This is a genomic window from Streptomyces kurssanovii, assembly GCF_040677245.1.
In the GTDB taxonomy this organism is placed as follows: Bacteria; Actinomycetota; Actinomycetes; order Streptomycetales; family Streptomycetaceae; genus Streptomyces; species Streptomyces kurssanovii.
In genome coordinates this window covers 183,008-208,080 of sequence record NZ_JBFAQK010000004.1, presented here as the reverse complement: position 1 = coordinate 208,080, position 25,073 = coordinate 183,008, and the positions used below count along the sequence as shown (strand labels likewise).

General features: G+C 70.5%; 19 protein-coding genes and 2 tRNA genes. 10 read left to right on the top strand and 11 right to left on the bottom strand.

All coding sequences use genetic code 11. The features are described from left to right. Positions 1–42 precede the first annotated feature (42 nt). The 3 genes from AB0K36_RS05855 to AB0K36_RS05845 form a co-directional block, all read right to left on the bottom strand. Positions 43–648, bottom strand: a complete 606-nt coding sequence (locus tag AB0K36_RS05855; RefSeq protein ID WP_159695205.1) for an ATP-dependent Clp protease proteolytic subunit — start codon at positions 646–648, stop codon at positions 43–45. Positions 649–976: 328 nt separating this feature from the next. Continuing rightward, complete coding sequence (gene tig, locus AB0K36_RS05850) at positions 977–2,374, bottom strand: trigger factor (protein ID WP_364588818.1); 1,398 nt, start codon at positions 2,372–2,374, stop codon at positions 977–979. 150 nt (positions 2,375–2,524) lie between these two features. Further along, a tRNA-Pro gene (locus tag AB0K36_RS05845) sits at positions 2,525–2,601 on the bottom strand. 143 nt (positions 2,602–2,744) lie between these two features. On the opposite strand from AB0K36_RS05845, the gene AB0K36_RS05840 reads away from it, so the two are divergent. Both AB0K36_RS05840 and AB0K36_RS05835 read left to right on the top strand, forming a co-directional pair. Then, positions 2,745–2,815: transfer RNA gene (locus tag AB0K36_RS05840), tRNA-Gly, on the top strand. A 146-nt stretch (positions 2,816–2,961) separates the two neighbouring features. After that, positions 2,962–3,384, top strand: a complete 423-nt coding sequence (locus tag AB0K36_RS05835) for a hypothetical protein (RefSeq protein WP_364588815.1) — start codon at positions 2,962–2,964, stop codon at positions 3,382–3,384. A 157-nt stretch (positions 3,385–3,541) separates the two neighbouring features. On the opposite strand, the gene AB0K36_RS05830 is transcribed toward AB0K36_RS05835, so the two are convergent. Next, the gene (locus AB0K36_RS05830) at positions 3,542–3,736 is read right to left on the bottom strand and encodes a hypothetical protein (protein ID WP_005317603.1); all 195 of its coding nucleotides are present in this window, start codon (positions 3,734–3,736) and stop codon (positions 3,542–3,544) included. 424 nt (positions 3,737–4,160) lie between these two features. Between AB0K36_RS05830 and AB0K36_RS05825 the strand changes: the two genes are divergently transcribed. Then, positions 4,161–5,327 carry an acyltransferase family protein gene (locus tag AB0K36_RS05825; protein WP_364588812.1) on the top strand — a complete coding sequence of 389 codons (1,167 nt, stop codon included), beginning with the start codon at positions 4,161–4,163 and terminating at the stop codon, positions 5,325–5,327. A 38-nt stretch (positions 5,328–5,365) separates the two neighbouring features. Here AB0K36_RS05825 and AB0K36_RS05820 read toward each other — a convergent pair whose 3' ends face one another. After that, on the bottom strand, positions 5,366–5,839 hold the full coding sequence (locus AB0K36_RS05820) for an HD domain-containing protein (RefSeq protein WP_364588809.1): 474 nt from the start codon (positions 5,837–5,839) through the stop codon (positions 5,366–5,368). A gap of 78 nt (positions 5,840–5,917) precedes the next feature. After that, the gene (locus AB0K36_RS05815) at positions 5,918–7,063 is read right to left on the bottom strand and encodes a PP2C family protein-serine/threonine phosphatase (protein ID WP_364588807.1); all 1,146 of its coding nucleotides are present in this window, start codon (positions 7,061–7,063) and stop codon (positions 5,918–5,920) included. 107 nt (positions 7,064–7,170) lie between these two features. Here AB0K36_RS05815 and AB0K36_RS05810 point away from each other — a divergent pair, with 107 nt between their 5' ends. Further along, a complete protein-coding gene (locus AB0K36_RS05810; RefSeq protein WP_364588804.1) occupies positions 7,171–8,400 on the top strand; it encodes a GNAT family N-acetyltransferase in 1,230 nt (409 codons plus the stop codon). 301 nt (positions 8,401–8,701) lie between these two features. Here AB0K36_RS05810 and AB0K36_RS05805 read toward each other — a convergent pair whose 3' ends face one another. Together AB0K36_RS05805 and AB0K36_RS05800 are read right to left on the bottom strand one after the other, a co-directional pair. Beyond that, the gene (locus tag AB0K36_RS05805) at positions 8,702–9,517 is read right to left on the bottom strand and encodes an Fpg/Nei family DNA glycosylase (RefSeq protein WP_364588801.1); all 816 of its coding nucleotides are present in this window, start codon (positions 9,515–9,517) and stop codon (positions 8,702–8,704) included. Positions 9,518–9,596: 79 nt separating this feature from the next. Further along, on the bottom strand, positions 9,597–10,085 hold the full coding sequence (locus AB0K36_RS05800) for a ribose-5-phosphate isomerase (protein WP_364588799.1): 489 nt from the start codon (positions 10,083–10,085) through the stop codon (positions 9,597–9,599). Between the two features lie 169 nt (positions 10,086–10,254). On the opposite strand from AB0K36_RS05800, the gene AB0K36_RS05795 reads away from it, so the two are divergent. Further along, positions 10,255–11,736, top strand: coding sequence for an amino acid permease (locus AB0K36_RS05795; RefSeq protein WP_364588796.1), 1,482 nt, complete (start codon positions 10,255–10,257; stop codon positions 11,734–11,736). 178 nt (positions 11,737–11,914) lie between these two features. On the opposite strand, the gene AB0K36_RS05790 is transcribed toward AB0K36_RS05795, so the two are convergent. Beyond that, the gene (locus AB0K36_RS05790) at positions 11,915–12,499 is read right to left on the bottom strand and encodes a biotin transporter BioY (RefSeq protein ID WP_364588793.1); all 585 of its coding nucleotides are present in this window, start codon (positions 12,497–12,499) and stop codon (positions 11,915–11,917) included. A 263-nt stretch (positions 12,500–12,762) separates the two neighbouring features. Between AB0K36_RS05790 and AB0K36_RS05785 the strand changes: the two genes are divergently transcribed. Together AB0K36_RS05785 and AB0K36_RS05780 are read left to right on the top strand one after the other, a co-directional pair. Further along, positions 12,763–14,148, top strand: coding sequence for an amino acid permease (locus AB0K36_RS05785; protein ID WP_364588790.1), 1,386 nt, complete (start codon positions 12,763–12,765; stop codon positions 14,146–14,148). A gap of 136 nt (positions 14,149–14,284) precedes the next feature. Beyond that, positions 14,285–15,703: an amino acid permease gene (locus AB0K36_RS05780; protein WP_364588788.1), complete on the top strand. Its 1,419-nt coding sequence runs from the start codon at positions 14,285–14,287 to the stop codon at positions 15,701–15,703. Positions 15,704–15,825: 122 nt separating this feature from the next. On the opposite strand, the gene AB0K36_RS05775 is transcribed toward AB0K36_RS05780, so the two are convergent. Then, positions 15,826–16,464, bottom strand: a complete 639-nt coding sequence (locus AB0K36_RS05775; RefSeq protein ID WP_364588785.1) for a mycothiol-dependent nitroreductase Rv2466c family protein — start codon at positions 16,462–16,464, stop codon at positions 15,826–15,828. A 116-nt stretch (positions 16,465–16,580) separates the two neighbouring features. Here AB0K36_RS05775 and pepN point away from each other — a divergent pair, with 116 nt between their 5' ends. Beyond that, positions 16,581–19,142 carry an aminopeptidase N gene (gene pepN, locus AB0K36_RS05770; protein ID WP_364588782.1) on the top strand — a complete coding sequence of 854 codons (2,562 nt, stop codon included), beginning with the start codon at positions 16,581–16,583 and terminating at the stop codon, positions 19,140–19,142. Positions 19,143–19,918: 776 nt separating this feature from the next. Next, positions 19,919–20,947 carry a putative endonuclease domain-containing protein gene (locus tag AB0K36_RS05765; RefSeq protein ID WP_364588779.1) on the top strand — a complete coding sequence of 343 codons (1,029 nt, stop codon included), beginning with the start codon at positions 19,919–19,921 and terminating at the stop codon, positions 20,945–20,947. Here the strand turns inward: AB0K36_RS05765 and AB0K36_RS05760 are convergent. Beyond that, positions 20,923–21,390 carry an NUDIX hydrolase gene (locus AB0K36_RS05760; RefSeq protein WP_364588777.1) on the bottom strand — a complete coding sequence of 156 codons (468 nt, stop codon included), beginning with the start codon at positions 21,388–21,390 and terminating at the stop codon, positions 20,923–20,925. The two genes, AB0K36_RS05765 and AB0K36_RS05760, sit on opposite strands and share 25 nt — an antisense overlap. 197 nt (positions 21,391–21,587) lie before the next feature. On the opposite strand from AB0K36_RS05760, the gene AB0K36_RS05755 reads away from it, so the two are divergent. Then, positions 21,588–24,917, top strand: a complete 3,330-nt coding sequence (locus AB0K36_RS05755) for a S8 family serine peptidase (RefSeq protein ID WP_364588774.1) — start codon at positions 21,588–21,590, stop codon at positions 24,915–24,917. The last annotated feature ends 156 nt before the right edge of the window (positions 24,918–25,073 follow it).

Genomic DNA, 25,073 nt, shown 5'->3' with positions numbered 1-25,073 from the left:
CCTGGTGGCGTTCGGCGGGCGGGGGCTCGGTGCGGCAGGCGCTCAGGCGCCGGTGCCGCCGCCGCCCGGGACGCCCGAGGCGGCGGAGATGATCTCGTCGATGAGGCCGTAGTCCTTGGCCTCTTCGGCGGTGAACCAGCGGTCGCGGTCACCGTCGCGGATGATCGTCTCGACGGTCTGACCGGAGTGCTGGGCGGTGATCTCCGCCATCCGCTTCTTCGTACGGAGCAGGTACTCGGCCTGGATCTTGATGTCCGAGGCGGTGCCGCCGAGGCCGGCAGAACCCTGGTGCATGAGGATGTCGGTGTTGGGCAGCGCGAACCGCTTGCCGGCGGCTCCGCCGGTGAGCAGGAACTGGCCCATCGACGCGGCCATACCCATGCCGATCGTCACCACGTCGTTCGGGATGTACTGCATGGTGTCGTAGACCGCCATGCCGGCCGTCACCGAACCGCCGGGGCTGTTGATGTAGAGGTAGATGTCCTTGTCCGGATCGGCGGCAAGGAGCAGCATCTGCGCGGTGATCTTGTTGGCGATGTCGTCGTCGACCTGCTGGCCGAGGAAGATGATCCGCTCGCCGAGCAGCCGGCTGTAGACCTGGTCGCCGAGGCCACCACCGATGGAGGGCTCGCCGGCGGCATAAGGCATCAGATTCGTCACGTGTCCACCTGCTCGTCTCTGACGGCTTCGACCGTCTCAGCGTCTTCGTAACCGGGGGCGGGGACTCCCCTGCCCTCGTATTCATGGACCCTAACGCGCAGGTCGGACAGAGCCATCCCGCTTCCCGAACTGTTCGCTCGGAGCGCAAGGTCGACACTCCTCGCGGGGCACCGGCGAAGCCCGTGGGCGGGCCCCGGGGAAGGCCGCGAACAGGCCCGGGAAAGGCCGTGGACGGACCCGTGGAAGCCCGGTGGTACGCGTACGGGCTCCGGGCGCGTGGTCGCGTCCGGAGCCCGTAGCAGGGTCAGCGCGAGGCTCAGGCCTCGTTCTTCTCCTCGGTCTCACCCTCGACGGCGGCCTCGGCCGTCTCGGCGGCGGCCTCGGTCACCTCGGCCTCGTCCTCTTCGTCCTCGAGGTCGACGACCTCACCGTTGGTGTCGACGACCTTGGCGGCCTCGACGACGACGGCCAGCGCCTTGCCGCGGGCGACCTCGCCGACGAGCATCGGCACCTGGCCACCCTCGACGACGGCCTGGGCGAACTGGTCGGGGCTCATGCCGGAGGACTGCGCACGCCGCATGAGGTGCTCGGTGAGCTCCTCCTGGTTGACGTTCAGCTTCTCCTTGTTGACGAGCTCGTCCAGGATGAACTGGGTCTTGATGCCCTTGACCGCCTGCTCCTTGGTCTCGGCGTCGAACTCTTCCTCGGTCTTGCCCTGGATCTCCAGGTACTTGGCGAGGTCGAGGCCCATCTGGCCGAGCTGGTGGTGCTCAAGGTTGTGCTTGCGGGTCTTGACCTCGTCCTCGAGGAGCTTCTCGGGGATCGGGACCTCCGCCAGCTTCAGCAGCTCGTCGAGGACGCGCTCCTGGGCCTGGGTGGCCTGGTCGTACTGCTTCATGTTCTCGAGGCGCTTGCGGCTGTCGGCCTTCAGCTCGTCGAGGGTGTCGAACTCGCTCGCCATCTGAGCGAAGTCGTCGTCGAGCTCGGGGAGCTCACGGGCGGCGACGGCGGTGACCTTGACGGTGACCTCCGCGTCCTTGCCCTCGGCGGAGCCGCCCTTCAGCTGGGAGGTGAAGGTGGCCTCGCCGCCGGCCTCCAGGCCGGTGACGGCCTCGTCGATGCCGTCGAGCAGCTCGCCGGAACCGATGGTGTACGAGACACCCTCGGCGACACCGTCGGGCAGGACCTCGCCGTCGACCTTGGCCTCGAGGTCGATCGTGACGACGTCGCCCTCGGCGGCGGCGCGCTCGACCGGGTTCGTGGAGGCGAAGCGCTCGCGCAGCTGCTCCACGGACTTCTCGACGTCCTCGTCGGTGACCTCGACGGCGTCGACCGTGACCTCGATGCCGGAGTAGTCCGGGATCTGGATCTCGGGGCGGATGTCGACCTCGGCGGTGAAGGCCAGCGTCTCGCCGTCCTTCAGCTCGGTGATGTCCACCTCGGGCTGGCCGAGCGGGTTCAGCTCGGCCTCGTTGACCGCCTCGGTGTAGAGCTTGGGAAGCGCGTCGTTGACGGCCTCCTCCAGCACCGCACCACGGCCGAACCGCTGGTCGATCACTCGGGCCGGGATCTTGCCCTTACGGAAGCCCTTGACCGTGACCTGCTGGTTGATCTTCTTGTACGCCGCGTCGAGGCTGTCCTTGAGCTCCTCGAAGGGCACCTCGACAGTGAGCCGAACCCGGGTCGGGTTCAGGGTCTCCACGGCGCTCTTCACGGTTCGGTCTCCTTGGTGGCTGACATCTTGGGGTACTGCTGGCGCCGGACTCGGCGATTCAGCGGATGGGGCCCGGCACATCAGACACACGGGCACACAGCCTGCATAGTAACGGCAAGCGGGATGCGCCTCACAACGCGATCTTGCTGGTGGTCGGGGTGGCCGGATTCGAACCGACGACCTTCCGCTCCCAAAGCGGACGCGCTACCAAGCTGCGCCACACCCCGTCGGTGCGAACCGTAGGGTACATGCCCCGGCAGCGTGGGCCGCCCCCTTTACGTGGCGTCCTGAAACGGGGTGTGCGGCGAGGGCCCCGGACCCGCTACGATGCTTCTCGTGCCGCGGGCCTCGTGACCTGCGGTGCGAGCTTGCGGGCGTAGCTCAATGGTAGAGCCCTAGTCTTCCAAACTAGCTACGCGGGTTCGATTCCCGTCGCCCGCTCTTGATGGCTCAGGGCCAGGTCGGAGGTTCGTCCTCCGGCCTGGCCCTGATGCGTTTCGGATCATCACCTGACCGCGCCCGGTCTTGCCTGTCAGCGCGAGCCTTTACGCTCCCCGTTGATCAAGCGGCAAGGACGGGGGATCGGAATGGGCGGCGACCAGTGGTGGCAGACGGGCCCGTATCAGCATGATCTGGCGGCAGCGTTCCGGCAGGCCCAGGCGGCGGAGTTGTCCAAGGACGACCACGGTTTCGGTGGCCGGACCATGGAGCAGCTGTGGGAGGACAAGGACTGGATGGAGTACATCCTCACGGGTGGGACTGCCACCGTGCTGGACCAGGTCCACCTGGTCGATCCCGCGCATACCGAGTGGGGCCCGTTCATGCGGCCGTTGACCGACGAGGAGATCCGGGTGTGGTGCGCCGGCGGCCGGCCCACCCGGGCCGAGTGGCTCGAGGCCATGGAGTCCGACCGGCTTCCCTTCCCTCGGCGCGCCTGCGGTAACTGCACCGTGATCTACCGTGATGGTCAGCCTGCGGAGATCGGTTACTGGGGCACCACGGCAGACTAGGTGGAGCGGCACCGGCTCACCGCACGGTGATCACTCACCGGGCCGGGCCCGAGGTCGTTCCGCGAAGGGAGCAGCGCGAGGCCCGGCCTCCCGGAAGGTGATCTCCGAAGTCGACCGGGCAGAGCCGAGCGTGCGAGCAGGCGGCCGGCGGGGGCCGTCAGAAGCTGATCTGATTGATCGTCTCGGCTATCGAGTTCATGAATCTGTTGATCGACGGGGCCATGCCCGTCGAGGCGAGGAAGAAGCCGAAGAGGACCGCCACGATCGCGGGCCCGGCCTTGATGGAGCCGCCGCGGATCAGCACCACGAGGACGATCGCCAACAGAAGCACCACTGACAGTGAAATGGCCACAACTGATCACACCCTCGGTCGGTCCGCCTTGCCGGCCCGGGAGCGCACGGCCCAGCACACTCCCGCCCGCACCATCGTGCCACCAACCCCCCTGCCCCTGTTGCCCGATGACGAACCGTCCTGGACAAGATCACGCCAACCCGCCCCGGACGGCGCCCGGGAGGCGGCCGCGTGGACGCGGCCGGGCGAGTGAAATGCGAGAAGGAATTCAACGTGATCGTTTCACTGTCCCCACACTTTGGTCACGAGAAATTCGAAGCCTCTTCGTGAGGTAATTCACTCCACCGGCCAACCCGGGCGATATGCACCGTTTAAGAGGGATTAACTAGGGCATACGGGTCCGTTGGTGCCCGTGTCAGATTCGAATAGGGCAGGTGCCCTGCGTGTTTTACGAAATCGAATAGGCGCGGCTAGGGTGCCTTGAATGTTCCACGCTGCGCATGGATACGAGAGGGCTCCGGCACCCGAGGTCAAGGAGCCCGAGACCACCACGACGACCCGGGCGGCGACCGCTCTCGCCCCTGCCACGAGTGGCCTGAAGTCCGCTCTGCGGACGGCTCCCAAGGCCACCGGACGGGACGCCTACTTCGACAACGCGAAGTATCTGGCCATCGTGCTGGTGGCCGTGGCCCACGCCTGGGAGCCGGTGATGGAGGGCAGCAGGGCTGCGCGTGCCCTGTACATGGTGATCTACACCTTCCACATGCCGGCCTTCATCCTCGTCTCCGGTTACTTCTCCCGGAGTTACCAGGGCAAGCCGCATCAGCTCAGACGACTGCTCACCGGCATCGCACTGCCGTACGTCGTCTTCGAGGTGGCCTACTCCCTCTTCGCCCGGTACGGGAACGACGATCCGTCCCATCCCATCAGCCTGCTGGACCCGTACTACCTGACGTGGTTCCTGGCCGCGCTGTTCATCTGGCGGCTCACCACCCCGCTGTGGCGGATCGTGCGGTGGCCGCTGCCGATCGCGCTGGTCATCGGCGCGCTGGCCACTCTCACCCCGAACATCGGGGCGGACCTCAATCTCGCGCGCGTGCTGCAGTTCCTGCCGTTCTTCGTGCTGGGCCTGTGCCTGAAGCCCGAGCACTTCCAGATGCTGCGCCGGCGCCAGGTGCGGCTGCTGGCCGTTCCGTTCTTCGCCGCGACGCTCGTCTTCGCGTACTGGGTGGCGCCCCGGATGAACCTCGGCTGGTTCTACCGCTCCAGCAGCGTGCAGGACCTGGGGTGGCCGTGGTGGTCGGGGCTCGTGGTGATCGTCGCCTTCTTCGGGTGCGCGGTGCTGCTGAGCGCGGCGTTCCTCGCGCTGGTGCCCGGTCGCCGGGCGTGGTTCACGGTGCTGGGCACCGGGACCATCAGCGGCTACCTGCTGCACGGCTTCGTCGTCAAGGCCGGTGACTACTGGGGGCTGTTCGAGAGCCAGAAGTGGCTCGGCAGCCCGGTCGGTCTGGTCGTGGTGACGATCTGCGCGACGGGCATGGTGACCCTGCTGTGCTCTCCGCCGGTGCGCCGGGCGCTGAAGTGCGTCACGGAGCCCGAGATGAAGTGGGCGTTCCGCCAGGACGCGGCGGAGGCGGGGCCGCGCCGGTAGCGGCCGCGAACGACCCGCCGGGGGCAGGCGGCCGGCTCTCAGCCGGCCGCCTGCTCCTTTTCGGCCGTGAGGCCGAGCAGTTCGCGGGTCCTGGCGTACTTCTCCGTCAGCCTGTTCCGCGTCGCCTCGTCCAGCAGGGCCAGGCGTGCGGGGTCGGCGTTGTGGGCCAGGTCGGCCTGCTTGACCAGCAGGGCGCCGGGAGTCGCCAGGATGCGCCGGGTGTACGTCTCCAGGTCCTCGCCCCCGCCCTTGGTGAGGGCGAGAACCATGTCCTTGACGGGCCGCGGCAGCGCTGCCTGTTCGAGCCATTCGCGGCTCAACACGCCGTCCTCGACCGTGTCATGGAGCCAGCCGGCGGCGATCTGGTCCTCGCTCCCGCCCCGGGCGCGTACGCCCCCGGCGACGGCCGCGATGTGTTCCACGTAGGGCCGTCCCGCCTTGTCCCGTTGGGCGGCATGGGCCTCACGGGCGGTTGCCTCGACCTCGGCCAGGGTCAGCATCTGCTCGGACATGGCACGACTGTACGCGTCAGGGACGCCGTCATGAGGGGCCCGGCGCACGCTCACGCCGTAGGAGCGGCCCGGTCGTCCTCACGCCTGGCGGCACAGCAGCAGCAGCGCCCTGTCGTCGTTGACGTCCTTGGCGACGGCCTCGATCAGATGCCAGGCCGCACCCTCGAAGCCGGCGGCCACATAGCGGTCCGCCTCGCCGGTCAGCCGGTCGATGCCCTCGCTGATGTCCCTGCCCGAGGCCTCCACGAGACCGTCGGTGAACAGCATCAGCACGTCGCCGGGGCGCAGTGAGCCCTTGACCGGGTCGAACTGGGCCGCGTCGTACACACCGAGGAGCGGGCCTTCCGCGGCCATCTCCTCCCAGCGGCCGCTGCCCGCGTGGAGCTGGAGCGCGGGCAGATGTCCCGCGGACAGCAGCTCGTAGTCGCCGGAGTCGAGGTCGAGCACGAGGTGGATGGAGGTGGCGAAGCCCTCGTCCCAGTCCTGCCGCAGGAGATAGCCGTTGGCCGCGGGAAGGAAGCCGTGCGGCGGCAGCGAGCCCAGCAGGCCGCCGAACGCACCGGACAGCAGCAGCGCCCGCGACGCCGCGTCCATCCCCTTGCCGGACACGTCCGTGAGGACGACCTCCAGGGTGCGGCCGCCGTTGGTGCGGGCGGCGACCACGAAGTCGCCGGAGAACGACTGGCCGCCGGCCGGGCGCAGCGCCATCTCCTGGTGCCAGCCTTTCGGAAGCCGCGGCAGGGCGCTCTGCACCCGGATGCGTTCGCGCAGGTCGAAGAGCATGGTGCCGCCGCGCCGCCACGGCACGCCGACCCTGGCCCGGAACTGGGCGATCAGCAGGCCGAACATGCCGCACGCCGCGACGACCAGGACGGTGCCTGGGGTGACCCTGGCCGGGCCGTCCGTGTACGGACCGAGCGCTATGGACTCCACGATGAGCGCCGCGGCCGCGCCCGCGTAGAGGCCGAGCAGACTGGCCGGCCGCAGCAGCAGACCGCCCGCCACGATCGGCAGGACCAGCGCCACCGGTGAACACCACACGGGCGCGGCGATCGTGCCCCAGGTGATCGCGGGGACGGTCAGCAGCAGTCCGGCCAGGGCGAGCCGGTCGGATCCGTCGCCGCGGAAGTAGTCGACCCCGGACTTGCGCAGCGCGATACGCGCCCGGTGCACCGCTTTCCGCAACCGGGCCGTGGACGAGTCTGCTGCAGAGCCGCGGGCCATTGCCGTGGACCCTATCCACCCGCCGCCCCGGCGTGCAGGGGGACCCCCACGACATTGCGTTCGAAATCGGGTCGCGACGGGCCGCGCGCGGCTGGTAGGGATGGCATATGACGACAGATCTGCGGGTGCTGCGACAGTCCGAGTGGGACCGGTGGTACCGGAGTCTGGAACTCGCCTTCGGCGGCGTCCCCGAGACCCGGCCGGAGCGCGAACTCTGGACGGACCTGGCGGAGACCGAACGCTCCATCGGCGTCTGGGACGGCGACGACTGCGTCGGCACCGCGGGGGCGTTCACCTTCTCCGTGTCCGCGCCGGGCGGCACGTTCGTGCCCGCCGCCGGCGTGACCATGGTCAGCGTGGCGGCCACCCACCGGCGGCGCGGCATCCTCACCTCGATGATGCGGCGCCAGCTCGACGACGTCCGCTCCTGGGGCGAACCGCTCGCCGTGCTCACGGCCTCCGAACCGGAGATCTACGGCCGGTTCGGCTACGGGGTCGCCACCCACCAGATGTCCGTCGAGATCGACTCCTCGCGGACGCGGATCGCGGCGCCGCCCGGCGCCGACGACGTCCGGCTCCGCTTCGTACCCGTCGCCGACGGCGCTCGGGCGTGCGAGGAGGTGTACCTGCGCACGATCGGCACACGGCCCGGCATGCTCGCGCGCCGGCCGGGCTGGGAGCGGCTGCCGCTGCTGGACCCGCCGAGCGAGCGGGAGGGCGCGTCCCCCATGCAGTGCGTACTCGCGGAGCGGGACGGTCAGGTCGTGGGGTACGCCCGCTTCCACAACAAGCCGAACTGGTCGGCGGCGGGCCCGGAGGGGTCCATCTCCGTACGGCACATCGACGCACTGGACCCGGTCGCGTACGCGGCGCTGTGGCGCTTCCTGTGCGGCATCGACCTGACGACGACGGTACGGTCCCGCAACCGTCCCGTGGACGACCCGCTGCTCCAGCTGGTCACGGACATCCGCCGCTGCGGCGTTCGGGTACGGGACTCGCTGCACGTCCGGCTGGTCGACGTGGCGGGCGCGCTGGAGGCCCGGCGCTACACCGCGCCGGTCGACGTGGTGCTCGACGTCGACGACGCGTTCTGCCCCTGGAACGCGGGCCGTTGGCGGCTGACGGGCGACGCGAAGGGCGCGTCGTGCGAGCGGACCCGGGACGAGGCGGACCTGGCGCTGTCCGTACGGGAGTTGGGGGCGGCGTATCTCGGGGGCGTGTCGCTGTCGGCGCTGGCGGGGGCGGGGCGGGTGCGGGAGCTGCGGGAAGGTGCGCTGGCGGAGGCGTCGGTGGGGTTCGGCTCCGACGTCGCGCCGTGGCTGCCGCACGGGTTCTAGCGGGGGTGACCGCTGCGGGGGCGTGGGCGCCTGCGGCGGGCTCGTTCCCCTCCCCGCCCTTTCCCGAAACCGGTCTCCGCCCGGACCCGCCACCGCGCTCCGCGCGGTGTTTCGGGGGCTCCGCCCCCCGACCCCCGCGCCTCAATCGCCGGCGGGGCTGGAGTGGCCTCCGCTGTCGGCGAGGCTGATTTCGCGCAGCGAAATCCAGCCCGCCCGGCGCTTGAGGGCACCGCGCGCAGCGCGGTACCGGGTCCGGGCGGAGCCCGGTTTCGGGAAGGGGCGGGGAGGGGAACAGGCCGGTTCAGGCCGTGGGTGCCTGGCAGGTGGGGCACCAGAAGAGGTTGCGGGTCGCGAGGGGCGCCGTGCGGATCTGCGTGGCGCAGAGGTGGCACGGCATGTTCGCCCGGCGGTACACGTAGACCTCGCCGCCGTGGTCGTCCACACGCGGTGCGCGGCCCATCGCCTCCGGAGTGTGTTCCGGGCGGACGGTGTCGATGCGGTTGTTGCGGACGCCCTCGCGCATCAGCGCGGCCAGGTCCTCCCAGATGGCGTCCCATTGGCGGCGCGTGAGGTCCTTGCCGGCCCGGTAGGGGTCGATGCCGTGGCGGAAGAGGACCTCCGCGCGGTAGACGTTGCCGACGCCCGCGATGATCTTCTGGTCCATCAGCAGCGCGGCGATCGTCGTGCGGGAGCGGGAGATCCGCGTCCAGGCCCGGTCCGGGTCGTCGGACGGCCTGAGCGGGTCGGGGCCGAGCCGGTCGTGTATCGCCCGCTTCTCGGGTTCGGTGATCAGCGCGCAGGTGGTCGGGCCGCGCAGGTCGGCGTAGTGGTTCTCGTTCAGGACGCGCAGGCGGACCGTGTCGGTCGGCGGCGGCGCCGGGGCCGTGCCGAAGCCGAGCTTGCCGAACAGGCCGAGGTGGATGTGGATCCAGCCGATGTCCTCGAAGCCGAGGAACAGGTGCTTGCCGTGCGCGTCGGCGCCGTCGAGCACCCGGCCGTCGAGGAGCGCGGCGCTGTCGGAGAACTTGCCCTGGGGGCTGCTGACCCGGACGTTCCACCCCGCGAATCGGTGGACGTGGTCCTCCGCGAGGCGGTGGATCGTGTGCCCCTCGGGCATGGGGTCGGTCCTCCTGGACGGCATGACGGTGCCGCCGGGACGGACCCGGCGGCACACGGAAGCGGATGTGGCGCGGGGCTCAGCCCTGCTGCGGGTGGTGGGCCGGGATCGGGGGGAGCTCGCCGGTGGTCTCGTACGCGGAGAGCATCTCGATGCGGCGGGTGTGACGCTCCTCACCCGAGTACGGGGTGCTGAGGAAGATATCGACGAACTTCGTCGACTCCTCGAGGGTGTGCATCCGCCCGCCGATGGCCACGACGTTGGCGTTGTTGTGCTCACGGCCGAGCGCGGCGGTCTGCTCGCTCCAGGCGAGCGCGGCACGCACGCCCTCGACCTTGTTGGCGGCGATCTGCTCGCCGTTGCCCGAGCCGCCGATCACGATGCCGAGGCTGCCCTCGTCCGCGACCGTCCGCTCGGCGGCACGCAGGCAGAACGGCGGGTAGTCGTCCTGGGCGTCGTAGATGTGGGGACCGCAGTCCACGGGCTCGTGGCCATGGGCCTTGAGCCACTCGACGAGGTGGTTCTTGAGTTCGAAGCCGGCATGGTCCGAGCCGAGGTACACGCGCATGGTTCGAGTGTGGCATGGGGGGAAGGCGCGGTCCGGCGCGGGGCCGGGCTCGGGGCGCGCCGGAGTGACGAGTGCAACGAAACGGAGTCGACCCTTCCGTACTGGCACGTACTGGGTTCTAATTCCGAGGTTCGTAATCCGAGCGGCACCAAGACATAAGGATTCGTCCATGACGTCGCAGTCGACCCTCATAAAGGAAGGCGAGATGCCCGGCACCCCGGGACAGTCGCCTTCCCCCGACGGTCTCAAGGCCGGTCTCAAGAACCGCCACCTTTCCATGATCGCCATCGGCGGTGTGATCGGCGCCGGCCTGTTCGTCGGATCAAGCTCCGGCATAGCCGCGGCCGGCCCGGCGATCCTGCTGTCCTACGCGCTCGTGGGCATGCTGGTGGTCTTCGTGATGCGGATGCTGGGCGAGATGGCCGCTGCGAGCCCGAACTCCGGGTCCTTCTCCGCCTACGCCGACCGCGCGCTCGGGCGCTGGGCGGGCTTCTCCATCGGCTGGCTCTACTGGTTCTTCTGGGTCGTCGTGCTGGCCGTGGAGGCCACGGCCGGCGCCGAGATCCTGGAAGGCTGGATGCCGGCGGTGCCGCAGTGGGGCTGGGCGCTGATCGTCATGGTCGTGCTGACGGCCACCAACCTGGTCTCCGTCTCCTCCTACGGCGAGTTCGAGTTCTGGTTCGCCGGCATCAAGGTCGTCGCCATCGGCGCGTTCGTCATCGTCGGTCTGCTGGCCGTCTTCGGTGTGCTGCCGGGCTCCGACAACCCCGGGGCGGGCCTCGCCCATCTGACCGACGCGGGCGGCTTCATGCCGAACGGCGCCGGCGCGATCCTCGCCGGTGTGCTGCTGGTCGTCTTCTCCTTCATGGGCAGCGAGATCGTGACTCTGGCGGCCGGCGAGTCGGAGAACCCGCGGCGCGCGGTCACCAAGGCCACCAACTCGGTGATCTGGCGTGTGGGCTTCTTCTACCTCGGCTCGATCTTCGTCGTGCTGACGCTGCTCCCGTGGAACGACAAGTCGATCGAGGAGAAGGGGTCGTACGTCGCCGCCCTGGACTCCATCGGCATCGCCAACGCCGGGCAGATCATGAATGTGATCATCCTGACGGCGGTCCTCTCCTGCCTCAACTCGGGCCTCTACACCGCCTCGCGCATGGCCTTCTCCCTCGGTGAGCGCGGTGACGCGCCCAAGGCGTTCGCCAAGGTCAACGCCAAGGGTGTGCCGACGGCGGCCATCCTGGCCTCCGTGGTCTTCGGCTTCGCCGCCGTCTACTTCAACTACGCCTTCAAGGACACGGTCTTCCTGTTCCTGCTCAACTCGTCCGGCGCCGTGGCGCTGTTCGTCTGGCTGGTGATCTGCTTCACCCAGCTGCGGATGCGCGGCATCCTGCTGCGGGAGGCGCCGGAGAAGCTGACGGTGAAGATGTGGCTCTTCCCGTACCTCACCTGGGCGACCGCCGCGATGATCACCTTCGTGCTCGTCTACATGGTCGTCGACGACGCCAACCGTCAGGTCGCGCTGCTCTCGATCGCCGTCGCCGCGGTGGTGGTCGCGATCGCCGTGACCCGCGAGAAGCTCTCCCCGCGGCCCGCCGCCGCGTCCGTCACGGCCACCCGTGACGAAGAGGTCGAGCCGGTCTCCGGAGCCTGAGGGACACCCGACGCCGCAGGTCGAGTGGCGTCAGAAGGGAGGCTCTCCGTCGGTCCCGCGAGGGACGGACGGAGAGCCTCGTCCTTTTCCCGTCTCCGGTACGGGAAACGCAAGAGGCCCGCCGGTCCCAGGGTGCTGAGAACCGGGCGGGCCTCTTCTACGGGCCGGGGGCCGTGCGTCAGCCGCGGCGGCCGATGAGCTTCCAGGCGGTGGGCAGTGCGCCCATCGCCAGGGCAGCCTTCAGCGCGTCGCCGATCAGGAACGGCACCAGGCCGGCCGCGACCGCCTCACCGAAGGACATGCCGGTGGCCAGCGCCAGGTAGGGGACACCGACCGCGTAGATGATCGCCGAGCCGGCCGCCATCGTGCCCGCCATGCGCAGCACGGACCGGTCGGCGCCGCGACGGGCGAAGTGGCCGACGACGGTCGCGGCGAGCAGCATGCCGAGGATGTAGCCGAAGGACGGCATCCCGTAGCCGGAGGTCGCCTGGGCGAACCACGGCATGCCCGCCATGCCGGCCACCGCGTACAGGGCGAGGGAGAGGAAGCCGCGGCGGGCGCCGAGCGCGGTGCCCACGAGGAGGGCCGCGAAGGTCTGGCCGGACACGGGGACCGGGGAGCCGGGGACCGGGACCGAGATCTGCGCCGCGATGCCGGTGAGCGCGGCGCCGCCGACGACGAGGGTGATGTCCCGGACGCGGGACGCGGGCAGCAGGTCGGCGAGGACGAGCCCCGATCGGACGGGGGCGGCAGCAGTGCTCATCGGGACTCCGCGAGGGTGAGGGCAGTTCGGGACAGGGTGACCGTAGCCCACGGAGAATCGCTCGATCACCAGCAGCCGCCCACAAAGCGGCGGTTGACAGCTTGGTGGGGTTCACACAAAGAGTCTCGATCATGCCGGTGATGACGTGATGCTCGTCACTGAGGTCCGGGGCCTAGGCGTCCGTTTTGCACAGGGGCTGTCAACTCAGGAAGACTGTAGGGACCCCATAACTCGTACCGAGTGATCCGAGAGTTCTCCAGCAGATGCACGACGCGCCGCCCACGCCCCTGGCCGCAGAGGCCGAACCCCTGAGCCACGGGCTCAAGCAGCGCCATCTGACGATGCTCGGCCTCGGCGGGGTGATCGGCGCCGGGCTCTTCGTGGGATCGGGCGCCGGCATCGCCCTGGCCGGCCCCGGCATCGTGCTCTCCTATCTGATCGCGGGCGCCCTCGCGATGCTGGTGATGCGGATGCTCGGTGAGATGTCCTCCGCGATGCCCGCTTCCGGTTCGTTCTCGGTGCACGCGGAACGCGCGCTCGGGCGCTGGGCCGGGTTCAGCGTCGGCTGGCTGTACTGGTTCCTGCTGGTGGTGGTGCTCGCCGCGGAGGCGACGGCCGCCGCGGCGATCGCCCACGGCTGGGCACCCGCCGTCCCCCCATGGGGCTGGGTGCTGGTGTTCATGGTGGTCTTCACCGTCGCCAACCTGACGGCGGTGAAGAACTTCGGCGAGTTCGAGTTCTGGTTCGCCGCGCTCAAGGTCGGCGCGATCGTGCTCTTCCTGGCACTCGGCACCCTGGCGATCTTCGGACTGCTGCCGGACACGGACCCGGTCGGCCTCACCCGGCTCACCGGCGAGGGCGGCTTCCTGCCCAGCGGCTGGTCCGGCGTGATCTCCGGCGTACTCGCCGTCGTCTTCGCCTTCGGCGGCCTCGAGGTCGTCACCATCGCCGCCGCGGAGACCGCGGATCCGGCCCGCGCGGTGGGCCGCGCCGTGCGCAGCGCGGTGGTCCGCATCCTCTTCTTCTATGTGGGCTCGATGGTCGTCATCGTGACCGTCATGCCCTGGACCGCGCAGAAGGCGGGTCTGAGCCCCTATGTCTCCGTTCTCGACTCGATCGGTGTGCCGAGCGCCGGCCGGATCATGGAGATCGTCGTCTTCGTGGCGCTGCTGTCCGCGCTCAACGCCAACCTGTACGGCGCCTCCCGGATGGTGTTCTCGCTCGCGGAGCGTGGCGAGGCGCCGAAGGGGCTGCTGAAGCTCACCCGGGGCGGCGTGCCGCGCAAGGCGGTGCTCGCCTCCGTCGCGTTCGGCTTCGTGTCCGTGCTGCTCAATCTGAAGTGGCCGGATTCGGTCTTCCTCTACATGCTCAACTCGGTCGGCGCGGTACTGCTGTTCGTCTGGGCGCTGATCGCGGTGTCGCAACTGCGGCTGCGCCGGCGCCTCGAGCGTGAGGCGCCGGAGAGTCTGACCCTGCGCATGTGGGGCTTCCCGTGGCTCACCTGGGTGGCGCTCGCCGCGATGGCGGCCGTGCTGGGGCTGATGCTCACCGATGACACCGCCCGGCCGCAGGTGCTGTGGTCGAGCGGCGCGACCGCCGGTGTACTGCTGGTTTCGGCCGTCCGGGAGCTACGCGAACGGCGCCGCTGAGTTGCGCGGTTCGCGTGTGCGGTTGTTGACGTTCCGTGAAGATCGTGACCGTATAGCGGACATCTGTTCCCTGTGAGCGGCGACCGTGCCCACACTGGGCCGCTCCCCCGTCTCAGCTCATGAACAGGGCACGCCCATGTCTCGGACCACCGCGCCCGCGCCCGTCGACCAGCCGGCCGACGCCACGCTCACGCACGGCCTCAAACAACGCCACTTGTCGATGATCGCCCTCGGCGGTGTCATCGGCGCCGGGCTCTTCGTGGGATCGGGCGCCGGCATCGCCGCGGCCGGACCGTCGATCGTCGTCGCGTACGCCCTCTCCGGACTGCTGGTCATGCTGGTGATGCGGATGCTGGGTGAGATGTCGGCGGCCAACCCGGCCTCCGGCTCCTTCTCGGTGCACGCGGAGCGGGCCATCGGGCCGTGGGCGGGCTTCACCGCCGGCTGGGCGTTCTGGTTCCTGCTGTGCGTGGCCGTCGGTCTGGAGGCCATCGGCGCCGCGGGCATCATGACGGGCTGGTTCCCCGGGACGCCCGAGTGGGCCTGGGTGGCGCTGTTCATGCTGGTGTTCTGCGGCACGAACCTGGCGGCGGTGAAGAACTTCGGCGAGTTCGAGTTCTGGTTCGCCGCGCTGAAGGTCGGCGCGATCGTGCTCTTCCTGGGCATCGGCGTCCTCGCGATCGCCGGCGTCCTTCCGGGCAGCGAAGCTCCGGGCACCACCAACCTCACCGGTGACGGCGGCTTCATGCCGAACGGCACCGAGGGCCTGATCGTCGGCCTCCTCGCCTCCGTCTTCGCCTACGGCGGTCTGGAGACGGTCACCATCGCCGCCGCCGAGTCCGAGCACCCGGTGCAGGGCGTCGCCAAGGCCGTGCGCACCGCGATGTGGCGTATCGCCGTCTTCTACATCGGTTCGATGGCGGTCATCGTCACGCTGGTGCCGTGGCACGAGAAGGCCGTCGCGGAGAAGGGGCCGTACGTCGCGACCCTGGACCACCTGGGCATCGACGGCGCGGGCCAGATCATGAACGTGGTCGTGCTGATCGCGCTGCTCTCCGCGATGAACGCCAACATCTACGGCGCCTCCCGGATGGCGTGCTCGCTGGTCGCCCGCCGCCAGGGTCCGACCGCGCTGGGCCGGATCTCCGGCGGCGTGCCGCGGACCGCCGTGCTGGTCTCCTCCGTCTTCGGCTTCCTGTGCGTGCTGCTGTCGTACTGGCGGCCGGAGGACATCTTCATGTGGCTGCTCAACACGATCGGCGCGATCATCCTGGTCGTCTGGTTCTTCATCGCCGTCTCGCAGTTGGTGCTGCGCCGCCGCACGGAGCGGGAGAGCCCCGAGAAGCTGGTCGTGAAGATGTGGCTGTTCCCCGGCCTCACGCTGCTCGCCCTGGCCGGCATGGCGACCGTCTTCGCGCTGATGCTGCGCGAAGAGGAGACCCGGATGCAGCTGCTCGGCACCGGTGTCCTGACGCTGGTCCTCGCCGTCGTCGGATTCGTGCTGCAGAAGACGCGTGAATCCCGCTCGGCCGCCGAGGCCGGCGCGACGGACTGAGCGCGGCCGCGCACGGAACGCCCGCACAGCACAGTGCCCCCGCGAGTCATGTACTCGCGGGGGCACCGCGCTGTGCGGGACGCGGCTTGCCGGGACGCGGGCGTCGCCGTCCGGCGGGCGGTTCAGTCGAAGACGGGGCCCTGGGTCCGGGTGCGCTTGATCTCGTAGAACCCGGGGATCGACGCGACCATCAGCGTGCCGTCCCACAGGCGGGCCGCCTCCTCGCCCTTGGGGGCGGGGGTGACGACCGGACCGAAGAAGGCGATCTGCCCGCCGTCGGAGCCCGGCACCGCGATGACCGGCGTGCCGACTTCCTGGCCGACCTTCTCGATGCCCTCCTTGTGGGAGGCGCGCAGCTGGGCGTCGTACGTGCCCTTGTCCGCGAAGTCGGCGAGGGAGGTGGGCAGACCGACGTCCTTGAGCGCCGCGACGACGGCCTCCCGGACAGGCCCCATGCCCTCGTTGTGGAAGCGGGTGCCGAGCGCGGTGTAGAGCTTGCCGACCACCTCGTCGCCGTGCTCCTGCTGGGCGGCGACGACGACGCGCACGGGGCCCCACGCCTTGTTCTCCAGCATGTCCCGGTACTCCTCGGGAAGCTCGTCGAGCTTGTCCTCGTTGAGCACGGCGAGGCTCATCACATGCCATCGCACCTCTACGTCGCGGAGCTTCTCCACCTCGAGCATCCAGCGGGAGGTCATCCAGGCCCAGGGGCACAGCGGGTCGAACCAGAAGTCCACGGGCGTCTTGCCGTTGTGCGACATATCACTCCTCGGAAGGTATCGGCGCCCTGCGCGCCTGCCCGGGCAACGCCGCCGATGGCTCCGGCGATTCCCATGGGAGGATCGCTCGTGTTCGAACGAGACACGAAGGAGTGCTTGTGCCCGGTGAGAATCTGTCCCGCGACGAGGCCCGCTCCCGGGCCGGACTGCTGTCCGTCGACGGGTACGAGGTGGCCCTCGACGTGCGGTCCGCGGTCGGGGAGCCCGAGGACGCCTCAGGGCCGCGCACCTTCAGGTCGTTGACCACGATCCGGTTCCGTGCGAACGAGCCGGGTGCTTCGACCTTCGTCGACCTGCTCGCCCCGTCCGTGACGGCCGTCACCCTCAACGGGCGTCAGCTGGACCCCGCCGTCGTCTTCGACGGCTCCCGGATCACGCTGGACGGCCTGGCCGCGGAGAACGTGCTCGTCGTCGACGCCCGGTGCGCGTACAGCCGCACCGGCGAGGGACTGCACCGCTTCGTCGACCCCGAGGACGGCGAGGTCTACCTCTACACGCAGTACGAGCCGGCCGACGCCCGCCGCGTCTTCGCCGACTTCGAACAGCCCGACCTCAAGGCGCCGTTCCGGTTCGAGGTGACCGCCCCGGAGGGCTGGACGGTGTGGAGCAACCGCGAGGGCGCCCGCGCGGAGGACGGGACCTGGCGGTTCGCCGAGACGGCGCCGATCTCGACGTACATCACGGCGGTCGTCGCCGGGCCGTACCACTACGAGACCGATCTGTACGAGCGTGAACTGGCCGACGGCACGGTCCTGCGGATCCCGCTCGGCGCGATGTGCCGCAAGGGGCTCGCCAAGCACTTCGACGCGGACGACATCTTCCTCGTCACCAAGCAGGGCCTGGACTTCTTCCACGAGCACTTCGACTACCCGTACCCCTTCGGGAAGTACGACCAGGCGTTCGTGCCCGAGTACAACATCGGGGCCATGGAGAACCCGGGCTGCGTGACCTTCCGCGAGGAGTTCGTCTTCCGCGGCAAGGTGACACAGGCGTCGTACGAGCGCCGGGCCAACGTCATCCTGCACGAGATGGCGCACATGTGGTTCGGCGACCTCGTCACCATGCAGTGGTGGGACGACCTGTGGCTCAAGGAGTCCTTCGCGGACTTCATGGGCTCCTTCTCGATGGTCGAGGCGACGCGCTTCACCGACGGGTGGGTCACCTTCGCCAACAACCGCAAGGCCTGGGCGTACCGCGCCGACCAGCTGCCGTCGACGCACCCGGTCACGGCCGACATCCGCGACCTCGAGGACGCCAAGCTCAACTTCGACGGCATCACGTACGCCAAGGGCGCGTCCGTGCTCAAGCAGCTCGTCGCGTACGTGGGCCGGGACGCGTTCATGGAGGGCGCCCGGCGCTACTTCAAGCGCCACGCGTACGGGAACACCCGGCTCGGCGACCTGCTGTCCGTGCTGGAGGAGACGTCCGGGCGCGACATGAAGGACTGGTCCCGGTCCTGGCTCGAAACGTCGGGCGTCAACGCGCTGACGCCCGAGGTGGCGTACGACGCGGACGGGCGCATCACCGAGCTGGCGGTCTCCCAGGACGGTGACACGCTCCGGCCGCACCGGGTGGCCGTCGGCCTCTACCGGATCGAGAACTCGGAGCTCGTGCGGTACGCGCAGGCCGGGGTGGACGTCACCGGTGCGCGCACGGTCGTGCCCGAACTCGCGGGCGAGGAGCGGCCCGGACTCGTCCTGGTCAACGACGAGGACCTGACCTACTGCAAGATCCGCTTCGACGAGCGGTCCCTCGAGACGCTGCGCTCCTCGCTCGGCGACATCAGGGATCCGCTGGCGCGGGCGCTGTGCTGGTCGGCGCTGTGGAACCTGACCCGCGACGCGCTGATGCCGGCGCGGGAGTTCGTCCGCCTGGTGCTGGCGTTCGCCGGGCGCGAGTCCGACATCGGCGTCCTCCAGATGCTGCACGCGTGGACGCGGTCCGCCCTCGTGCACTACGTGGCACCCGGCTGGCGCGCCGAGGGCGGCCGGCTGGCCGCGGAAGGCGCGCTGCGGGAACTGCGCGCCGCCGGGCCGGGCAGCCAGCACCAGCTGACCTGGGCGCGGTTCTTCGCGTCGGTCGCCGAGTCGGAGACGGACTTCCGGCTGCTCTCCGGGCTGCTGGCGGGCACCGAGAAGATCGACGGCCTGGACGTCGACCAGGAACTGCGCTGGTCGTTCCTGGAACCGCTGGCGGCGCACGGGGTCGCCGACGAGTCGGCGATCGCGGCGGAACTGGCCCGCGACGACACGGCCTCGGGCAAGCGGCACGAGGTGCGCTGCCTGGCGTCGCGGCCGTCGGCCGCGGTCAAGGACCAGGCGTGGGCGGCGGTGGTCGAGTCGGACAAGCTGTCCAACGCGCTCGTCGAAGCGACGATCTCGGGCTTCGCCCAGCCGTCGCAGCGTGAACTGATCGCCCCGTACACCGAGAAGTACTTCGAGGCGATCGAGCGGGTGTGGTCCGAGCGGTCGATCCAGATCGGGATGGACGTGGTGCGGGGCCTGTACCCGTCCTTCCAGGACTCCCGGGCCACGCTCGACGCGACGGACGAGTGGCTGGCCGCGCACGGGTCGGCGGCGCCGGCGCTGCGGCGGCTGGTCGCGGAGTCCCGCGACGACCTGGCGAGGGCGTTGCGGGCGCAGGAGTGCGACGGGGCGTGACGTTGGGGGCGGGGCCCGCGGGCCCCGCCCCCCGCCTGATCCGAAACCCGGGCAGGCCCCGGACCCGCCCGGCGCTCCGCACGGTGTTCCGGGGGCGCTGCCCCCGGCCCCCCGCGCCTCGGTCGCCGATGCGGGGCCGGCCTTGCCCCCCCGCCGGGCCTCGGCCGCGCGGGCAAGGCCGATCACGCGGCGCGGGACAGGCCCGCCCGGCACGTGCCACGGCCGCCAGGCCGTAGAGGGAACTTGAGGGCACGGCCGAAGGCCGCACCGGGTCCGGACCACGCCCGTCACGCGGCGCCCGGTGGCCGGTGCCCGGCACCGGCGGGGCCCGGTGGCCAAGCCGGACACAGGCGGGGCCCAGTGCCCACGCCCGGCACGCGGTGGCCAAGCCCGGCACGCGGCGACGCCGACCAGGAACGCGGCCGCGCGGCCCTGTCCGTGGCCGAGCCAGCACGCGGCGCCCAGTAGCCCGCGCCCGGCACAGCGCGGCCCTGTCCGTGGCCGTGCCCGACACGCGGCGCTCGGTGGCCGGTGCCCGGAACAGGCGCGGCCCTGTCTGTGGCCGCGCCCGGCACGCGGCGCCGGTGCCCGAGCCCGACGCCGGCGGAGCCCGGTACGTGGCCGAGTCGCGCGCCGACGGCAGCGGCCGGGGTGGGCACAGCGCCGGCCTCACATCGGCACTCGAACGTGCGTACTTTAGGACACGGTTGTCCTGAATCGTCGACGAGCTTGTAACAGCGGTTAGCCCGGTCCGGCGACGCGGGCATCTCATCGGCATGAACCAGCCCAACGCTCCCCTCTCCCCCCTCCCCCTTCCCCTCAGCCGGCCCGACGGCGACGTGCGCCGGCGGGTCGTGTCCGGGGCGCAGTTGCGTACGCACGGCTTCACGCCCTCGCGGGTCGCCGAGCGGTGCCGGCCCGGCGGGGGCTGGCAGTTGCTGCTGCCGGGGGTGTATCTGCTGCAGCCGGGACCGGCCACCGGCGAGGAGCGGCTGCACGCCGCGCTGCTGTACGCCGGCCGGCCCGTGCTGCCGGCCCAGCGGCACGACTCGGCGCCGTACGGCGAAGCGATGGTCACCGGGCTGGCCGCGCTCGCGCTGCACGGATTCGCGGCGGCTCCGCCGCTGACGTCGATCGAGCTGATCGACGTGCTCGTGCCGCGGACGCGCCGGCTTCGGTCGGCCGGATTCGCCCGGCTGGTGCGGGGACATTCGATGCCCCCGGCCGAAGAGGCCGGCGGCGTGCCCGTCGCCCCCGCGTCCCGCGCCCTCGCCGACGCGGTGGCGGAGCTCGACGACGCGGCGCTGATCGGCCGGCTGCTGACGGAGGCCGTGCGGGGCGGGCACTGCGAGCCGGCCGCGCTGGTGCGGGAGTTGAACGACGCGCGGCTGCTGGACCGCCCGCACGTCGTCAGCGCGGTGGACGAACTGCTCGCGGAGGGCCGTGCGCTGGCGGAGGGCAGGCTGTACGGACTCGTCCACGACGGCGGTCTGCCCGACCCCCTGTGGAACGTGGACCTCCGTCTCCCCGGCGGCCCTCGACTCGGCCGGGTCGACGCGTACTGGCCGGAGCAGGCGGTGGCCGTGGAGCTGGACACGCGCGCGCCGCGCCACGACGAGGACGCCCAGTGGTCCCGGTACGCGCGCAAGCGGGAGCATCTGGAGCGGCTCGGCATCACCGTCGTGCACCTGACGCCGCGCAAGCTCCGTGAGTCGCCCGAACAGCAGGCGACCGTGGTGCGCACCGCGCTGATGGCCGCCGCGGACCGCGAGCCCGCCGCCTACGTGGTGGTGCTGCCCCGCTGAGCGACCCTGCCGAGCACCGGCCTGGAGTGCCACAGCTCCAGGCCCACGTCGACGAGTTCCACGCGGTGGAGCGCCGGCACCGCTTCCAGCGGGTGCCAGGCGGCGAGGTCCGTGGACCCGCCGGTCTCGTTGCGCAGCTCGCCGCCGGTGATCCGGCCCTCGTACACGATCCGCAGGCCCTGGAAGTCCGCGAAGGCGCCCAGCTTGCGCGGGTAGCGGCGGCGTACCGAGTCGAGGCCGAGCAGCGCGGTCATCTCGGCGATGTAGCCGGTCTCTTCCTCGACCTCGCGGACGACGGTGTCGAGGGGGTCCTCACCGTGGTCCATGCCGCCGCCGGGCAGCGTCCACTTCTTCGTGCCGTCGCGCGCGACCCAGCGGGCCAGCAGGACCTGTCCGTCCTGTATGCAGACGGCGTAGGCCGCGACCCTCAACTCCTTGTTCATTCGGTGAGATTACCGGCGCGTCGGCTCATCGAGGTCGATAAGCACCTGTTCGTTCCGGATGGCGGATGATCCGTGGTGGCGGGTTTACGCCATGCGCACATCCCGTCTCGATCAACTCTCCACAAACCCCTGTCATTTACGCAAGGCTGAGCGGTCATCCGGCACCGTATTCCGGACCCTCTCTTTCACAAACAGGGATGCTGATGACCCCCGAACCCGAGAGCTCCACAACGGGACGCTCGACGCCAGGCCACAGACGCGTGGCACGCGTCGCGGCCGCCGCCTCGATGGTGGCCGCGCTCGTCGCCGCCGGCGTCGCTCCGGCCGTCGCCACAGCGCCCGCCGACGACCCGGCCGGCACCAAGGAAGTCAAGGCCGCCAAGTCGTCCTCCGACAAGATCGGCTCGGCCGACGCCGAGCTGCTCGCGGAGGCCGAGGCCAAGGGCGAGAAGACCGTCACCGTCATGGTGGCCACCGCCCCCGGCGCGACCGAGCAGGTCGCCGGCCAGCTGGACGCCGTCAAGGGCGCCGTCGTCGGCAGGACCTTCGACAAGCTCGGCTACGTACGCGCCACGCTGCCCACGGACAAGGCCGAGGCCGCCCTCAAGGCGGCGGCCAAGCTGTCCAGCGTGCACGGCATCGACCTCAAGCACGAGATCGAGCTGGACGACCCGACCCCGGCGGCGGACACCGTGAAGGCCGCGGGCACCGCCGACGCGCAGGCCCAGCAGTACCCGGCGCCCGACGCGTCGACCCCGGCGAAGAACCCGTACAACCCGTCCTTCGAGACGGGTGCGGTCGACTTCGTCAAGGCGCACCCCAAGGCCGACGGCCGCGGCGTGACCATCGGAATCCTCGACTCCGGTGTCGACCTCGGCCACCCGGCGCTCCAGAAGACCACCACCGGCGAGCGCAAGATCGTCGACTGGGTCACGGCGACGGACCCGGTGGCCGACGGCGACCGCACCTGGCTGAGGATGAACACGGCCGTCACCGGCCCCACGTTCGCGGTCAACGGGCGCACCTACTCCGCCCCCGCCGGCGCGTACCGCTTCAACCTGTTCGCGGAGGCCGCCACCAAGGGCGGCGACATGGCCGGCGACCTCAACCGGGACGGCGACACCACCGACGTCTGGGCGGTCCTCTACGACGAGGGCACCCGGACCGCGCGCGTCGACCTGAACAACGACGCCGACTTCACCAACGACACCCTGATGAAGCCGTACAAGAACGGCTTCCAGGTCGGCTACTTCGGCAAGGACGACCCGAAGACCGAGATCGCCGAGCGGATCCCGTTCGTCATCGAGGTCCGCACCGACGTCGTCTACAACGACGCCGGCGCGACGGCCGACTACGTCAACATCGGTGTCATCGAGGGGTCGCACGGCACGCACGTCGCCGGTATCACCGCCGCCAACAGCCTCTTCGGCGGCCGGATGAACGGTGCCGCGCCCGGCGCGAAGATCGTCTCCTCGCGCGCCTGCACCTGGAGCGGCGGCTGCACCAACATCGCGCTCACCGAGGGCATGGCCGACCTGGTCATCAACCGCGGCGTGGACATCGTCAACATGTCCATCGGCGGTCTGCCCCCGCTGAACGACGGCAACAACGCGCGCGCCGAGCTCTACAACCGGCTCATAGACACCTACGGCGTCCAGCTGGTGATCTCCGCCGGCAACTCGGGCCCGGGCACCAACACGCTCGGCGACCCCGCCGTCGCCGACAAGGTGATCTCCGTCGGCGCGTCCATCTCCAAGGAGACCTGGGCGTCCAACTACGGATCCGGCGTCGAGAAGAAGTACGCGATGCTGCCCTTCTCCTCGCGCGGTCCGCGTGAGGACGGCGGCTTCACGCCGACGCTGACCGCGCCCGGCGCGGCGGTCAACACCACCCAGACCTGGTCGCCCGGCGGCCCGGTCGCCGAGGCCGGCTACCAGCTGCCGCCCGGCTACTCGATGATGCAGGGCACCTCGATGTCCTCTCCGCAGGCGGCGGGCGCGGCGGCACTGCTGCTCTCCGCGGCCAAGCAGCGCGGCATCGAGCTCACCCCGGCCAAGCTGCGCACCGCCCTCACCAGCACCGCCCACCGCATCAGCGGTGAGCAGGCGCACGAGCAGGGCGCGGGCCTGATCAACGTCGTGGACGCCTGGGAGCAGATCAAGGACGGCGTGGGCGCCCACGAGTACTCGGTCAAGGCCCCGGTCGACACCGCGATCGACTTCGCGCTGAAGACCCCGGGCTTCGGCACCGGTCTCTACGACCGCGAGGGTGGCCTGAAGGCCGGCAAGAGCCGGACCTACGACATCACCGTCACCCGCACGACCGGCCCGAAGAAGGCCGTCGCGCACACCCTGCGCTGGAAGAACAACGACGGCACCTTCCGTCTGCTCAGCGGGTCCGAGGTCAGGCTCCCGCTGAACCAGCCGGTCACCGTCACCGTCCAGGCGCGGCCGAAGACGGCCGGCGTGCACAGCGCCGTCCTCGAGGCCGACGACCGCTCGACCGTGGGCGTGGACAAGCAGATCCTGGCCACCGTGGTCGCCTCCGACGACCTCGCGAAGCCCGGATACACCGTCTCCAAGTCGGACACGGTGCAGCGCAACAGCCACAAGTCGTACTTCATCACCGTCCCCGACGGCGCCAAGAACCTCGAGGTCGCCATCGGCGGGCTCGCCGAGGGCAGCCAGACCCGGTTCATCGGCCTCCACCCGTACGGGCTGCCGGTCGACCCGACCTCGACGGTCAACTGCTACCCGAACTACGCGAACCCGGCCAACACCTGCCGTCCCGACGTGCGCTCCTACCCGGAGCCGATGCCGGGCGTCTGGGAGATCGAGGTCGAGTCGCGGCGCACGTCCCCGCTGCTGGACAACCCGTTCGAGCTGGACGTGACGGTGCTCGGCGCCGACTTCGACCCGGCCGTCAAGACGCTCCCCGAGGCGAAGGTCGGCACGCCGGCCCCCGTCGAGTGGAACGTCACCAACCGCTTCGCCTCTCTCGAGGGCAAGCTGGCCGGCGGCTCCCTGGGCTCGGCGAAGGTCGCCCGTCCGTCCATCGCGCACGGTGAGTCCCAGGAGTCCACGGTCACCATCGGCGAGGGCGTGGAGCGCCTCGACGTGGCGATCGGCTCTCCCGCCGACAACGGCGCGGACCTGGACCTGCTGGTCCTCAAGGACGGCGCCGTGGTCGGCCAGGCCGCGGACGGCGACTCCGAGGAGGCGGTGAGCCTGCTGAAGCCGGCCGCCGGTACCTACACGATCGTGGTCGACGGTTACTCGGTCCCGGCCGGGACCACCGAGTACGACTACCGCGATGTGTTCTTCTCCCCGTCGCTCGGCTCGGTGAAGATCGACGCCGGATCGTCGGTCCAGCTCGCCAACGGCGCGTCGGCGCAGGTCAGCGCCGAGGTCGTGGTCGGTGGAGCGGCTCCGGAAGGACGCCAGTTCTTCGGTGAGGTGCAGCTGCTGAACAACCGCGGCACGGTCGCGGGCGCCGGCAGCGTGGTGATCGGCAAGGTCACCGAGTAGCCGCGGAAAGCAGTGGAACGGCGGGGCGGGCGCTCTTCGAGCACCCGCCCCGCCTGCATGTTCCTTGTCACACGTCCCGCCACTCGGACAACCGATTGGACAAGGCGGACCCGGACATACGCATCATGGAACGGCATCAGGGCCGCAAGTACGTAC

Coding starts and splice junctions, on each gene's coding strand:
- AB0K36_RS05780 (WP_364588788.1), top strand. CDS start 14,285: ATGTCTCGGACCACCGCGCCCGCGCCCGTCGACCAGCCGGCCGACGCC.
- AB0K36_RS05760 (WP_364588777.1), bottom strand. CDS start 21,390: ATGAACAAGGAGTTGAGGGTCGCGGCCTACGCCGTCTGCATACAGGAC.
- AB0K36_RS05785 (WP_364588790.1), top strand. CDS start 12,763: ATGCACGACGCGCCGCCCACGCCCCTGGCCGCAGAGGCCGAACCCCTG.
- AB0K36_RS05775 (WP_364588785.1), bottom strand. CDS start 16,464: ATGTCGCACAACGGCAAGACGCCCGTGGACTTCTGGTTCGACCCGCTG.
- AB0K36_RS05790 (WP_364588793.1), bottom strand. CDS start 12,499: ATGAGCACTGCTGCCGCCCCCGTCCGATCGGGGCTCGTCCTCGCCGAC.
- AB0K36_RS05800 (WP_364588799.1), bottom strand. CDS start 10,085: ATGCGCGTGTACCTCGGCTCGGACCATGCCGGCTTCGAACTCAAGAAC.
- AB0K36_RS05755 (WP_364588774.1), top strand. CDS start 21,588: ATGCTGATGACCCCCGAACCCGAGAGCTCCACAACGGGACGCTCGACG.
- AB0K36_RS05815 (WP_364588807.1), bottom strand. CDS start 7,063: ATGGCCCGCGGCTCTGCAGCAGACTCGTCCACGGCCCGGTTGCGGAAA.
- AB0K36_RS05795 (WP_364588796.1), top strand. CDS start 10,255: ATGACGTCGCAGTCGACCCTCATAAAGGAAGGCGAGATGCCCGGCACC.
- AB0K36_RS05805 (WP_364588801.1), bottom strand. CDS start 9,517: ATGCCCGAGGGGCACACGATCCACCGCCTCGCGGAGGACCACGTCCAC.
- AB0K36_RS05810 (WP_364588804.1), top strand. CDS start 7,171: ATGACGACAGATCTGCGGGTGCTGCGACAGTCCGAGTGGGACCGGTGG.
- AB0K36_RS05825 (WP_364588812.1), top strand. CDS start 4,161: ATGTTCCACGCTGCGCATGGATACGAGAGGGCTCCGGCACCCGAGGTC.
- AB0K36_RS05835 (WP_364588815.1), top strand. CDS start 2,962: ATGGGCGGCGACCAGTGGTGGCAGACGGGCCCGTATCAGCATGATCTG.
- AB0K36_RS05820 (WP_364588809.1), bottom strand. CDS start 5,839: ATGTCCGAGCAGATGCTGACCCTGGCCGAGGTCGAGGCAACCGCCCGT.
- AB0K36_RS05765 (WP_364588779.1), top strand. CDS start 19,919: ATGAACCAGCCCAACGCTCCCCTCTCCCCCCTCCCCCTTCCCCTCAGC.
- AB0K36_RS05855 (WP_159695205.1), bottom strand. CDS start 648: ATGCCTTATGCCGCCGGCGAGCCCTCCATCGGTGGTGGCCTCGGCGAC.